11 protein-coding genes are annotated in these 14,189 nt (G+C 43.7%); 7 read left to right on the forward strand and 4 right to left on the reverse strand.

Translation table 11 applies throughout. The annotated features are described in order from the left end of the window. Positions 1 to 59: 59 nt before the first annotated feature. The gene (locus tag QE417_RS17325; RefSeq protein ID WP_311951729.1) at positions 60 to 686 is read right to left on the reverse strand and encodes a LysE family translocator; all 627 of its coding nucleotides are present in this window, start codon (positions 684 to 686) and stop codon (positions 60 to 62) included. Between the two features lie 102 nt (positions 687 to 788). On the opposite strand from QE417_RS17325, the gene QE417_RS17330 reads away from it, so the two are divergent. Next, entirely contained in the window at positions 789 to 1,316 is a 528-nt protein-coding gene (locus QE417_RS17330) for an ABC transporter substrate-binding protein (protein ID WP_311951730.1), read from the forward strand. Between the two features lie 45 nt (positions 1,317 to 1,361). Here QE417_RS17330 and QE417_RS17335 read toward each other — a convergent pair whose 3' ends face one another. Next, a complete protein-coding gene (locus tag QE417_RS17335; RefSeq protein WP_311951732.1) occupies positions 1,362 to 2,402 on the reverse strand; it encodes a DUF6438 domain-containing protein in 1,041 nt (346 codons plus the stop codon). A 207-nt stretch (positions 2,403 to 2,609) separates the two neighbouring features. On the opposite strand from QE417_RS17335, the gene QE417_RS17340 reads away from it, so the two are divergent. Then, a complete protein-coding gene (locus tag QE417_RS17340; RefSeq protein WP_311954681.1) occupies positions 2,610 to 3,902 on the forward strand; it encodes an HAD-IB family phosphatase in 1,293 nt (430 codons plus the stop codon). 152 nt (positions 3,903 to 4,054) lie between these two features. Next, positions 4,055 to 4,543 carry a universal stress protein gene (locus QE417_RS17345; protein ID WP_311951735.1) on the forward strand — a complete coding sequence of 163 codons (489 nt, stop codon included), beginning with the start codon at positions 4,055 to 4,057 and terminating at the stop codon, positions 4,541 to 4,543. Positions 4,544 to 4,651: 108 nt separating this feature from the next. On the opposite strand, the gene QE417_RS17350 is transcribed toward QE417_RS17345, so the two are convergent. Next, complete coding sequence (locus QE417_RS17350; protein WP_311951737.1) at positions 4,652 to 5,719, reverse strand: branched-chain amino acid aminotransferase; 1,068 nt, start codon at positions 5,717 to 5,719, stop codon at positions 4,652 to 4,654. Positions 5,720 to 5,957: 238 nt separating this feature from the next. Here QE417_RS17350 and QE417_RS17355 point away from each other — a divergent pair, with 238 nt between their 5' ends. Then, entirely contained in the window at positions 5,958 to 7,106 is a 1,149-nt protein-coding gene (locus QE417_RS17355) for a TlpA disulfide reductase family protein (RefSeq protein ID WP_311951739.1), read from the forward strand. Between the two features lie 201 nt (positions 7,107 to 7,307). On the opposite strand, the gene purD is transcribed toward QE417_RS17355, so the two are convergent. Beyond that, a complete protein-coding gene (gene purD / locus QE417_RS17360) occupies positions 7,308 to 8,582 on the reverse strand; it encodes a phosphoribosylamine--glycine ligase (protein WP_311951741.1) in 1,275 nt (424 codons plus the stop codon). A 420-nt stretch (positions 8,583 to 9,002) separates the two neighbouring features. Between purD and secA the strand changes: the two genes are divergently transcribed. The 3 genes from secA to QE417_RS17375 all read left to right on the forward strand — a co-directional run bounded on the left by secA (position 9,003) and on the right by QE417_RS17375 (position 13,979). After that, a complete protein-coding gene (secA, locus tag QE417_RS17365) occupies positions 9,003 to 12,176 on the forward strand; it encodes a preprotein translocase subunit SecA (protein ID WP_376717532.1) in 3,174 nt (1,057 codons plus the stop codon). A 127-nt stretch (positions 12,177 to 12,303) separates the two neighbouring features. Continuing rightward, complete coding sequence (locus QE417_RS17370; RefSeq protein ID WP_311951742.1) at positions 12,304 to 12,795, forward strand: SPOR domain-containing protein; 492 nt, start codon at positions 12,304 to 12,306, stop codon at positions 12,793 to 12,795. Further along, positions 12,795 to 13,979 carry a M20 metallopeptidase family protein gene (locus QE417_RS17375; RefSeq protein ID WP_311951743.1) on the forward strand — a complete coding sequence of 395 codons (1,185 nt, stop codon included), beginning with the start codon at positions 12,795 to 12,797 and terminating at the stop codon, positions 13,977 to 13,979. Before QE417_RS17370 ends, QE417_RS17375 begins: the two co-directional genes overlap by 1 nt. The last annotated feature ends 210 nt before the right edge of the window (positions 13,980 to 14,189 follow it).

Raw genomic sequence — 14,189 nt, forward strand, 5'->3', positions numbered from 1 at the left:
AGGATTGGTAATATACCTTGCTGGCAAGTGCCCGAAATTAGTTTCGAATTAAAATATATTTATGCAACCTTAAAGAAAGCCAAATACACCTGCTTACCCACATGATACAGCGCCAAAGCAAAAAATAAAGCCGCAATACTTTTGTTAATGAGCTGCGTGCTCAGTGCAAACTTACTTTGAATATATTTGGCAAAATGCGCGTAAGCATACAGGCATAAAAATGAACCACAGGCCGAACCCAAGCTAAATACACAAAGGGCAAACATGCCGGGCAATATCCACTCATGGGCCAGCATGTAAGTGCCGGCTATCATCCAAAACGGAATTTGCATGGGGTTTATAAAACCCATAATAATGCCATAGCGAATGCTCTCGCGATCTGAATACTTAGGCTTGGGTGGTTTATTGCGGTTAAGCCAGGTAATGGTTCCCATGGTGGTGAATAGGGCGATCATCACCCAATCAATAATGGTGCTTACGTGCGGCTGCTCGGCCAGCCATTGCGCGGCCTGCATAATAAACATGGTGAAAAAGAACTCAACGCAGGAAAAGGCGGTAACAAATCGCAATGCCTGACGCATACCGCGGTTAATGGTAATTTGCGTAAGTGTTAGGTTGATATTACCCGGTGGAATATAGCCGATAAAATTAGCTATCAGTCCCAGGAAAAACGTCAGGAAAATCATTGCTCCAAAATTAATCCGTTTTTTGAAATTAGAGCCATCATTTTATTTTGAGTTACAAACTAAAATAAACTTTCTTTGCACTTTGTTTTTATTTGGAATTGAATGCCCGCAAACAACATTATATACCAACTCTCTAATATTACCCAGCAATCATTAGAAGAACTACAGGAACGCCTGGATATTATTGAACACAAGCTTAAGTTTATTGATAAAAAGCCAACGGTAGCTTGCCTTGAATGGCTCGACCCGTTAACTATTGCCGGAAACCTGTTGCCCGAAATGGTAACTATAGCTGGAGGTACCCCTGTTTTAGTAGCTGCCGGAGAGCAATCATTGGCAATTGACTGGCAAGACATTCAACAAGCCGACCCCGAAATTCTTGTTGTGATAGTTCGTGGTTTATCAGTTGAGCGCACCATGCGCGAAATTGGCCTCCTGTTGCAACAGCCCGGCTTTGCCGATTTGCAGGCTATCAAAAACAAACGGCTATATATAGCCGATGGTGAACAGTTTTTCTACTACAACAATGCCGGTATAGTGGATTCGATAGAAATGCTGGCCGAAATTATCCAACCTAAACAATTTATTTTTGGTAATGAAGGGGAGGGGTGGATTAAGTTTGAGGTGTGAAGTAGGTTTTATGTTTATACGTAACGCGTAACTATACTATTTAAACTAATGGCGCTTGATAAACTTCTCATTCCGTTCAAAAAAATTATAGCCTAAATCATAGCTAATGGGTTTCGCCTTTTCATATTGCAATGTAAATATCCGGCCGTCGGTCACTACATAATTTTTTGGTATTTCATTGGGGGCTTTACTATTAGCCTTGGTTTTTAATATTTTATTACTAAAAGGGCTTTTGCGAAGTTGATTGACTAAATAAAACCATTCTATGGAAGATAGAATAATAGGATGGTACTTGTTATTTGTTAAATAAGCTTCACCATAAAGCTCCCGGCTAACACTTGGTAGCTCAATTCTGCTTTTGATTTTTACTTGCTGATATAGATATTGCAGAGACCTATATGCATTTTGAAACTCAACTGGACTGGAATATGCATAGTCCGAAATTTGCTTAATTATTTTACCATCTTTAACAAATGCAATATAGGTCGTGCTCATGTCGGTAGGGCCGTCTTCATAACTGTTGTTTAGTTGTAAGGGGGTACTTTTTTTAAATGCCATTTCAACACTGTCAAATTTTGCCTTACCAATATTGGAGGTAAATGTGTAGTTAATAGTATTATATTCCAACCCATGAAAAACAAATTCGCCATTGCGCTTTAACGAGATGAAGTTTATTGGGCAATAGCCATAGCACCCCGATGAATATAAGATAACTTCGTCAAACAAAGGTTTGCCATCATCATGGTGCCTCATTTTTACGTATCTAAAAGATATGCTGTCGCGATATAAGATCAGTGTATCTGCTGTAAGCTTACAAATCTTAAACTTATTACTCCGTTTATTGAAAATATCAACAAAGTTTAATGTGCTATCATGAAGTTTATAGCTGCTTTTGTTCCCCTTATAAATTACTCTTGACGAATCTCTGATCGCTTTCCGCTCGTAATCCCAATAGCCGACTTTATTGTCGCAAGTTTCATCGTCATAAAATATGAACCCTCCTTGATATGGTTCTAATTCATATTCGTAGGAATTAACGTATTTGTCTATATAACTTACTTTTTTAGCCTCGTGCCAATAATCCACAAACGTCCACTCCCCTAAAATTAACTTCTTGTTTTTTTGCGTTAATGGGTTGCACGAGTAAAAAGCCAGTGCCAACAAAAGTAATAATAAGGTGCGGTTTTTCATTGTAAATGAGTGAAGATGCTAATATGATAAAAAAGCATGATTAACTTGACCGCTAATCGGCAACTCAACCATTCAACAAAAAAACTATATTTGCCCGCAACCATGGGCCAGTATTATATTATAGATTTTGATAGCACTTTTACGCAGGTTGAAGCGCTCGACGAGTTAGCGCGCATTAGCCTTAAAGATCATCCCGGTCGCGAAGAAGTATATCAGCAAATAGAACACCTTACCAATTTAGCTATGGAAGGCAAGCTCTCGTTTGCCGATAGTTTAGAAGGTCGCATTAAGTTACTTAAGGCTAACCGCAATCACCTCGATTTGTTGGTGAAGCATCTGCGCAAAAAGGTATCACCGTCGTTTTCGCGTAACAACAAGTTCTTCAAAAATCACCAGGATGAGGTATTGATCGTGTCGGGCGGATTTAAAGAATTTATTACGCCCGTAGTAAGCGAGTATCACATTAAAAAGGAAAATATCTACGCTAACGATTTTGAGTTTGATGCCGAAGGCAACATTGTTGGTTACGACCGTAAAAACCCGCTTTCGCAAGAAGGCGGTAAGGTAAAGCTGTTGAAAGAGCTTAACCTGCCAGGCGATATTTTTGGCATCGGCGATGGCTATTCCGATTTCCAGTTAAAGGAATCGGGCCTGATCAAAACTTTCTTTGCTTTTACCGAGAACATCGAACGAAAATCGGTAGTGGAAAAGGCCGACCACGTAACGCCAAGCCTTGATGAGTTTTTGTACATCAACCGCTTGCCAAGGGCTATATCGTATCCTAAAAACCGCATTAAATGTTTAGTGGTAGGTAATGTGGAAGAAGAAGCGCTATCGCAAATGCGCAAAGAAGGCTATAATATTCGTCACCAGGAAGAAATTTTGGACGAATACCTGCAACAAGCCGGTGTGTTGTTTTGCGATGAAAACCATCAGCCTACGCCCGAGCAACTTCAAAATGCAGGACGCTTAAAGGTAATTGGTTGTTTTGGTAAAATAAACAACCGCAAAGTACTTGATGCTGCTTGCGAAAACGGTATCATTATTTTTGACGACCCTAAGCACAATCCACGCAGCGCCGATTTTATTCCTAAACGCGTAATTGCCTTTATGAACGAGGGTAAAACGCACATCAGCTGCAACTTCCCTGATTTGCAGCCGCCACGCATCAATAATGCACACAGGCTCATACACATCCATAAAAACATACCCGGCATTCTGGCTAAAATAAACGAAGTTTTTGCCCGCCATAACATTAACATTGTAGGCGAGTTTTTGGTAACCAACCCGCAAATTGGCTACGTAATTACCGACGTTGATGCCGGTTACGATGAGCAGGTATTAAGCGAGTTAAAAAGCATTGAGCATACGATAAAGTTTAGATTACTCTATTAAGAGAATCAAGAATATAGAGTCAGGAATCAAGAGTGGGATTTGACAGTAAAAAAAGTTGTCTGTACTCTTGATTCTGTATTCTTTACTCTCTTCTCAAAAACATATCGTGTTTCGCCTGTTTATAATAATAAAACCATTAAGCCTTGAAATATATGGAAACTAACAGGATTTTGATTGGTGTAGATGAAAGCAAGTACGCCGATCATGCAGCTGCCTACGGATTTAGCCTGGCGCGTAAGCTGAACGCGGCGGTGGCTATCGTAAATATAATTGAACCGGTTATTGCCCCGGTATCACCCATGACCGATACCACTTTTGGACTTACTTTTGAGGGTACGGCCGATGTTACGGCTTTGGATATGGTTTCGGCCCAAAATCAATCTGCCGATAGTTTGCTTCACCGCATAACCCAAAAATACGGCGAAGGGTTAGAGGTAACCCAATACACCGACCATGGTGCCGCAGCCGATGCTATAATTGGTTGTGCCGCCCAGTTTAACGCAAGCATGATCATTGTAGGTACCCATCACCGCAGTGGTTTCGACCGTTTACTGATGGGCAGTGTGGCCGAGGAGGTTGTACGCAACTCTGAAATACCGGTACTGGTAGTGCCACTTAAAGACGATAAAAACGAAGAGTAATCTTATCGCATAAAAAAGAAAACCGCTTTACATTTTTGCAAAGCGGTTTTTCTTTTTTTGGATGAATTTGAATATTTATTACTCCCCCTTCAGGAGGGGCAGGGGGACTTAGATCATATAGTTCCAACCATGCGTATCAGCCGCACGTCCGTAACGTATATCGTTAAGTGAGCTTAACAGTCTGGTCGAAAATTCGCGCGTTGATGGATCACTCAATTTAAACTCTTCACCTTCATGGTTAATAGCTCCGATAGGAGCAATGGTAGCAGCGGTACCGGCACCAAAGGCATCGGTAAGTTTTCCGCTACGGGCAGCCTCAACAATTTCGCTGATTGGCACACGTCGCTCCTCAACGGTAATGCCCCAATCTTTAGCCAGGTTAATTACCGTGTCGCGGGTTACGCCATCCAAAATGGTATCGCGGGTTGATGGCGTGATCAATTTACCATCGATCATAAACATTACATTGGCTGCGCCTAATTCTTCGGCATATTGATGCTCTTTCGAGTCGGTCCAAATCATTTGGTCAAAGCCTTCTTCAACCGCTTTGCGGCTTGGCAGCATAGAGCCGGCGTAGTTACCGGCAGCTTTGGCAAAACCAAAACCACCTTCGGCAGCGCGGGTATATGTGGTTTCAAACTTAACACGCAGCGGCTTGGTAAAATATGGGCCAACAGGGCAGGTTAATACGATGAATTTATAAGTGCTTGATGGTACCACGCCCAAATATGGGTCGGTAGCAAACATAAACGGGCGGATGTATAACGAATAACCATCTGCAGCAGGTACCCAGTCACGCTCCACATCAACCAGGGCGGCAATGCTTTGCACAAATAGGTCTTCGGGTATTTGAGCTGCACATAAGCGCTCGGCCGATTTGTTAAAACGTGCCGCATTTTTATCCGGACGGAAAACCGACACGTTACCATCAGCATGGCGGTAGGCTTTTAAACCCTCAAAAAAGGCTTGCCCGTAATGTAGCGATGAAATAGCTGGGCTAAGGGCAATAGGGCCGTAAGGTAAAATTTCAAAGTTTTTCCACTCGCCGTCGGCATAATCGGCCACCAGCATATGGTCGGTAAAAGTGTGTCCAAAGGTCAACTGGCTAAAATCGGTTTGAGCCAGGCGCGATTGGGTGGTTTTTGTTATCTTGATGTCAAGCGTTTCAGTAGTCATGGCCTGATGAAATAAAAATGTAAGGCTGGCAATTTAAGGTTTTTTGACCTAAATGGCTAATAATAGGCGAATTAAAACTGATTTGTGTCAGGATTTACATAGTTGCCTTGTATAAATGCCAAATTGTAGTATTAATTACAAGTTTGTAAAAAGTGGTTAAAAGCTTGTATTTGAGTGCAGGAACATTAGATTTGTAATACATAAATCCTTACTCATTTATTATAGAAACAATTAAATCATGAAGAAAATATTATTAACCGCACTTGCTTTACTACCTGTTGCAGCAATGGCGCAAAGCGGTACTTTTACCGTTAAAGGAAAAATAGGCAACGTTAACGCACCGGCCAAAGCCTACATTCAATACCGTAAAGATGGTAAAACCATCATGGATTCGGCTGTGGTAAAAAATGGTGAGTTTGAGTTTAAGGGTGATGTGGCTGCGCCAAGCCAAGGCTATGTTCTTTTAAATAAAAAGGGCGATGCCATGAACAAAACCCGCGATTACCAGCAGATTTATTTTGAAACAGGTACCATTAATATTAACAATACTGCCGACTCGTTAGGTACGGCCACCGTAAGCGGTACGCCAACCAACGTTGAAAATCAGGCTTATAAAATCATGAACAAGCCGGTTAGCGATGCTTACGCTGCTATGAGCGCTAAAATGAAAGCTGCTACTCCGGCTCAGCGCGAATCGGCTGAGTTTAAAAAGGAGATGGAAGAAATTGAGAAAAAAGCCGATGAGCAGGGCGATGTTATTAACAAAAAGTTTGTTAAGCAATACCCTAAATCATTAATTAGCTTAAACCTCATCAGCAGCCTGGCTTACGGTATGGATTATGCCGAAATTGCACCATTATTTGAATCTTTGGCTCCAGCTGTAAAAGACAGCGAAGCGGGTAAAAGAATGGCCGACCAGTTAGCTAAAATGAAGGTTGTAGCCATTGGCGCCGTTGCTCCTGATTTTGCCATGGCCGATACAGCAGGCAATATGGTTAAGCTATCATCATTACGTGGTAAATATGTATTGGTTGATCTTTGGGCATCATGGTGTGGCCCTTGCCGCCAGGAAAACCCTAACGTGGTACGTACCTTTAATAAATACAAAGACCGTAACTTTACCGTTTTAGGCGTATCGTTAGATCGCCCTGATGCTAAAGATAAATGGCTTGCCGCCATCAAAAAAGACGGCCTGACCTGGACCCACGTATCTGATCTTAAATTCTGGGACAACGAGGTTGCAAAAGCATGGGGCGTACGTGCTATCCCTCAAAACTTTTTGTTAGACCCTAACGGCAAAGTAATCGCCAAAAACCTTCGCGGCGATGCGCTGGATGCTAAGTTAGGTTCTATATTAGCTAAGGCTGAGAAAGTAAAAGCTGAGTAATCAATATTTAACATACAACGAGAAAAGGCCACAATTAGTGGCCTTTTCTCGTTGTATGTCTTTTGTATGTATGTCCCGTTTCATACTCCTGTCATTTCGAGTGATAACGAGAAATCTTGTTCGAGCGTATAAGTTTTGCAATTTGAACAGGATTTCTCTCTCCGTTTAGAAATGACAGGGAAGGGTAAAGATTGATGTCACCTATATCAAATCAAACCCAATATCTTTCCTAAAGTATTTGCCATCATAGTAAATGCGGCTGGCGTCTAAGGTAGCTTGTTGCAGGGCGGTAAACATATCATCCTGTAACGAGGTTATGGCAATTACGCGGCCGCCGGTGGTAATCACGTCATCGCCTTGCATGCCTGTACCTGCGTGAAAGGCAATAGAGCCGCGAACATTTTCCAGGCCGCTCATTACTTTGTTTTTAAGATACTCGCCGGGGTAGCCACCTGCCACACACATAACGGTAGCCGCCACTTTGGGCGATATGGTGAATTGTTTTTCGATCAGGTTTCCTTCGGCAACGCCTAACAACAAGTCAACCATGTCCGACTCAATGCGTGGTAGCACACTTTCGGTTTCCGGGTCGCCCATGCGGCAGTTGTATTCAATTGTGTATGGCTCACCCTCACAGTTCATCAGGCCAATAAAAATAAAGCCTTTGTAAGGAATGCCTTCTGCTTTTAAGCCTTCAACGGTAGGTATAACAATGCGTTGCTCAACCTTGGTTAAAAACTCTTCATCAGCAAACGGAACTGGCGATACCGAACCCATGCCGCCGGTGTTCAACCCGGTGTCGCCCTCGCCAATACGTTTATAGTCTTTGGCCGAAGGTAATATTTTATAGCTGTTGCCATCGGTTAATACAAAAACCGAAAGCTCAATGCCTTGTAAAAACTGTTCAATAACTACTTTCGAGCTGGCATCGCCAAATTTGGCCTCGTTCAGCATCTCAATAAGTTCCTGCTGTGCTTCCTGCAGGCTGGTGCAAATTAAAACACCTTTACCGGCAGCCAAACCATCAGCCTTTAAAACTATGGGTAAGCCTTGTGTGGCCAGGTATTCCAAACCATCCTGCAATGTATCGCGTGTAAACGTGCGCGATGCTGCGGTTGGAATATTATGGCGCTGCATAAACTGTTTCGAAAAATCCTTACTGCCCTCTAATTGTGCGCCTTCTTGTTGCGGACCAATTACGGGTACGTTTTTCAACTGTTCATCAGCCAAAAAGAAATCATGAATACCTTTTACCAACGGCTCTTCGGGGCCAACCAAAACCATGTTAATGCCTTTTTCGAGCACAAGGGTTTTGATGCCTTCAAAGTCGGTAACCTTTAGGTTTACGTTAGTGCCGTACTGGCCGGTGCCGGCATTACCCGGAGCTATGTAAAGCTGCTCGCACAGCGCACTTTGTGATAATTTCCAGGCAAAAGCGCTCTCGCGGCCGCCCGAACCAATGATCAGGATATTCATGCGGGCAAAGATATGCTTTATGTTGTGAGTTGCGGGTTGTGAGCGGTGAGATTTTAAAGTTTAGCTGTCAAAAAGCCACCTGTTCGGAAGATGTGTCATGGAAATATCATCAAAGTTCGATTTATCCTGCTCAATCATTTCCGATAGTACTATCATGATTGAAGGTGCTTAGTTTAACTATCCTGTTGCAAACTATGAACTAAAATTTATAAAGCGTAACTTCGCGCCTGTCATAATGCCACTATTGGGCGCGTTGGCTTAATTGTTGGGATAGGGGACGTATTATATCAAAATTATGTTAGGATTTATTAGTAAGCTTTTTGGAAGTAAATCAGAGCGCGATGTGAAAAGCATCCAACCGCTGGTTGTGAGAAAATAAAAAGCGAATTTGCCAAGCTCGAGAACCTGAGCAACGATGAGTTGCGGGGTAAAACCATATACTTTAAAGAGAAGATAGCCGAAGGCTTAGCCTCAATTGATGAGCAGATACAAGCTATTAAGGCTGATATTGATGCTAATCCTGATATGGATGTAAACGCCAAAGTGGAGTTATACACCAATATAGATAAGTTAGAAAAAGACCGCAACAAGGAACTTGAAGTTATCTTGTTGAATATACTGCCCGAGGCATTTGCCGTGGTTAAAGAAACTGCACGCCGCTGGGCTGGTAACCCGCATATTGAGGTTACCGCAACCGAATTTGACCGCCAGTTGGCTGCCCGCAAAGGCAACGTGGTAATACAGGGTGATAAAGCCTTGCACGCCAGCAGATGGATAGCCGCCGGTAACGAGGTTAAATGGAACATGGTACATTATGATGTACAGTTGATAGGTGGTAGCGTATTGCACAGCGGTAAAATTGCCGAGATGGCTACCGGTGAGGGTAAAACCTTGGTGGCTACCTTACCTGCTTACCTTAATGCGCTTGCCGGACAAGGCGTACACATTGTAACCGTGAACGATTACCTTGCCCGTCGTGACTCGGAATGGATGGGTCCGCTGTATGAGTTCCACGGTTTATCGGTTGATTGTATCGACAAGCATGAGCCTAACTCTGAAGCCCGCCGTAACGCTTACCTTGCCGATATTACCTTTGGTACCAATAACGAGTTTGGTTTTGACTACCTGCGCGATAACATGACCCGTACGCCCGAAGAGCTGGTGCAACGCAAATTGCACTTTGCCATGGTGGATGAGGTTGACTCGGTGTTGGTGGATGATGCCCGTACCCCGTTAATTATTTCAGGCCCTATTCCTCGCGGCGATGAGCACGAGTTTTATATGCTTAAACCACGCATTGAGCGTTTGGTTAATGCACAAAAAGATTACGTAAACAAAGCTTTAAACGAGGCTAAAAAACAAATAAACGACGGCAAAACTGGTACCGATGAAGGCGGCATGGCCTTAATTAGAGCGCACCGTGGTTTACCTAAGAGTAAGGCTTTAATTAAGTTTTTGAGCGAAGGTGGTAACCGTACCGTATTGCAAAAAACTGAGAACTATTATATGCAAGATCAGGGCAAAGAAATGCCTAAGGTGGATGCAGAACTGTTCTTTGTTATCGACGAGAAAAACAACTCGGTTGAACTGACCGAAAAAGGTATTGAATTGATCACGGCATCGGGCGAAGATCCTAAATTCTTCGTGATGCCTGATGTAGGTACTGAGATAGCTAAAATTGAAAAATCGGATTTGAGCGCCGAAGATAAAGTTGCGCACAAAGACGAGCTGATGCGCGATTTTTCTATCAAATCTGAGCGTATTCACTCTATAAACCAATTGCTTAAAGCCTACACTTTATTCGAAAAAGATACCGAATACATTGTTGACGAAGGCAAGGTTAAAATTGTAGATGAGCAAACCGGCCGTATTTTAGATGGCCGCCGTTACTCTGATGGTTTACACCAGGCAATTGAGGCTAAAGAGAACGTTAAGGTGGAGGATGCTACCCAAACCTTTGCTACCATTACGCTGCAAAACTACTTCCGTATGTACCACAAACTTTGCGGTATGACGGGTACTGCCGTAACCGAAGCTGGTGAGTTGTGGGAAATTTATAAGTTAGATGTGGTTGAGATACCTACCAACGTTATTGCCAAACGCGATGATCGCCAGGATTTGGTATACCGCACCATGCGCGAAAAATACAATGCCGTTGCCGAAGAAATTGTTACGCTAACCACAGCCGGAAGACCGGTACTGGTGGGTACAACCTCGGTAGAAATTTCGGAATTACTGAGCCGTATGCTTAAACTGCGCGGCATCAAGCATAACGTACTCAACGCCAAAATGCACCAAAAGGAGGCCGATATTGTGGCCGAAGCTGGTAAGGCAGGTACAGTTACCATTGCTACCAATATGGCTGGTCGTGGTACGGATATTAAGTTAGGCCCTGGCGTTAAAGAAGCCGGAGGTTTAGCCATTGTGGGTACCGAGCGCCATGAGTCGCGCCGTGTCGATCGCCAGTTGCGCGGTCGTGCCGGTCGTCAGGGCGATCCGGGTTCGTCACAGTTCTTTGTATCGTTAGAGGATAACCTGATGCGTTTATTCGGATCGGAGCGTATCTCTAACCTCATGGTGCGTATGGGTATCGAAGAGGGCGAGGTTATTCAGCACTCAATGATCTCTAAATCTATCGAGCGTGCGCAAAAGAAAGTAGAAGAAAACAACTTTGGTATACGTAAACGCCTGTTGGAGTATGACGACGTAATGAACTCGCAGCGTACCGTTATTTACACCAAACGTAAAAATGCCTTGTTTGGCGAACGTTTGGATGTGGATATTAACAACACCATTTATGATGTGGTTGAAGATGTGGTAAGCGAATACAAAGAATCGAACAATTACGAAGGCTTCCAGCTGGAAATGATCCGCTTGTTTTCGGTTGACCCTGAGGTTACACCTGAAGAATTTGCCGGTGGCAATGCCAATAAAATTACAGAAGCAGTTTTTGCAACTGTAACCGCATTCTATCACCGTAAAATGGAAAGCATTGCCGAGCAGGCTAACCCTGTATTGCAAGATGTTTACCGCACCCGTGGCGAATACATTGAGAATGTAATGGTTCCGTTTACTGATGGTGTTCATGGCATACAGGTGGCTGTTCCGTTGAAAAAGGCAATTGACAATAATGGTTTAGAGGTGTTTAAATCGTTTGAGAAAAACGTGAACCTTTATCTTATTGATGATGCCTGGAAAGAGCACCTGCGCGAAATGGACGAGTTAAAGCAATCGGTACAAAATGCTGTTTACGAGCAAAAAGATCCGTTGCTGGTTTACAAATTCGAAGCTTTCGAATTGTTCCGCCAGATGCTGGCCAACGTGAACAAAGAGTTGGTTAGCTTCCTGTTCAGAGGCGGTATTCCAATTCAACAGGCTCCCGAAGAAGTACACGAGGCTCAGCCTCTTCCACGTACCGATATGCGCCAAATGCGCATGAGCAAGCCGGAATTAGTGCACGAAACCAACGGCGTGCCTGATGAGGAACTTGTTCAGGAAAAACAGCAACCGGCACGTGCCGAGCAAAAAATAGGCAGAAATGACGCTTGTCCGTGCGGCAGTGGTAAAAAGTTTAAAAACTGTCACGGCGCATAATTAGAGCTGAATAACAGCAATATAAAATAGTACGTCATTGCGAGGTACGAAGCAATCTCTGCATAGGACAGTAACCACCAGAGAGATATTCGTATTTTGCAATGGCGTTTTTCATTATAACAGGTACATGGTATATAATAGCAGCATCAAATTAATAACAAAAACTATTCGCTCGTTGCGGGTTTTGATGGCTATAGCTGGCTTTTTGCTGTTATCCCACTTACCGGCCCTGGCCCAAGCCCAACAACCCGAACGCGGTAAGCTCGAGGTAATTAAAGACCCGCGTATCGACTCATTAATAGCAAACCGTGCCGAATTATCAAAAGGTATGGGGCGCGCAGTAAGCAACGCATCGGGTTACGGCTACCGGGTACAGTTTTTTATTGGCCCAAACCGAAAAAATGCTTTTGATGCGCAAAACAGAATGCAGCAAATGCATCCCGAATTACGTACTTACATCAATTACGCCGAGCCTAATTTCAAGGTAAAAGCCGGCGATTTTCGTACCCGGCTCGAAGCCAGTAAACTTATGCAGGAATTGAAGGGGACATTTTCCTCTTTATTTATCATATCCGAAAAAATTAATCCGCCCAAACTGGACGCTAACCCCAATTTGTAATGATCAAAGAACAAATACAGGAATTATCGAAAAATATATTTAACAACATAGTTGGCTATCGCCGTCACCTGCATGCCAACCCCGAGCTGTCGTTTAACGAGGTGCAAACCTCTGCTTACGTAGAAGCGCGTTTAGATGAACTGGGTATTCCGCACAGCCGCTTAGCCAATAACGGCGTGGTGGGCTTGCTGAAAGGCAATAAGCTATCTGATAATGTAATTGCCTTACGTGCCGATATGGATGCCCTGCCTATTACCGAGGCTAACGATGTGCCCTACAAATCGCAAAATGTGGGCGTAATGCATGCTTGCGGTCATGATGTTCATACCTCATCATTATTAGGTACTGCCACCATTTTAAGCAGCCTTAAAGACGAGTTTGGCGGCACCATTAAACTAATATTTCAACCTGCTGAAGAGAAGCTACCCGGCGGTGCCAATCTCATGATACAGGAAGGTGTGCTGGAAAACCCTAAGCCGCAGGCTGTATTGGGTCAGCACGTAATGCCTTTGATAGATGCCGGTAAGGTAGGCTTTCGTGCAGGTAAATACATGGCCAGTACTGATGAGATCTATGTAACTGTACACGGCAAAGGTGGACATGGTGCACAACCGCAACAAAACATTGACCCGGTAATTATTACCGCGCACATACTTACCGCGCTGCAACAAGTGGTTAGCCGTTTTGCTGATCCTAAAAGCCCGTCGGTACTATCGTTTGGTAAGGTAATTGCCAATGGTGCTACCAACATTATTCCTAATGAGGTTTATCTTGAAGGCACCTTCCGTACCATGGACGAGCAGTGGCGCAAAGAGGCCCACATTAAAATGAAAAAGATGGCCGAAGGCATTGCCGAAAGCATGGGTGGCAGCTGTGATTTTGAGATCAGGAATGGTTATCCCTTCCTCATTAACGAAGAGAAATTGACCGCCGCCGCACGTGGCTACGCCGAAGATTACTTAGGTAAAGAAAACGTGCTCGACCTGGATATATGGATGGCCGCCGAAGACTTTGCCTATTTCTCGCAAGCTGCCGATGCCTGTTTTTACCGCCTCGGTACCCGCAACGAAAGCCGCGGCATAACCTCAGCCGTACACACACCAACGTTTGATGTGGATGAAAATGCACTGGCTATAAGTACTGGCTTAATGGCTTATATGGCCGTTAAGCAGTTGGGGAATTGAGGGTTGGGAGAGAGTCAAGAGTACAGAATCAGGAATACAGAGGAGGCTATAAATGATAACGACTTATCATCTCGAACGATAGTGAGAGATCTTGTTCAATTGCAAAGCTTGTCCGCATTAACAAGATTTCTCCTTGGGTCGAAATGACAGGTAGTATAGTTATTCCTGGCGCAAGTATGTAGCGTCGGAATGTGTAATGGCTACTTGTGC

Origin of the sequence: Mucilaginibacter terrae, assembly GCF_031951985.1 — a bacterium.
GTDB classification, from domain to species: Bacteria; Bacteroidota; Bacteroidia; order Sphingobacteriales; family Sphingobacteriaceae; genus Mucilaginibacter; species Mucilaginibacter terrae_A.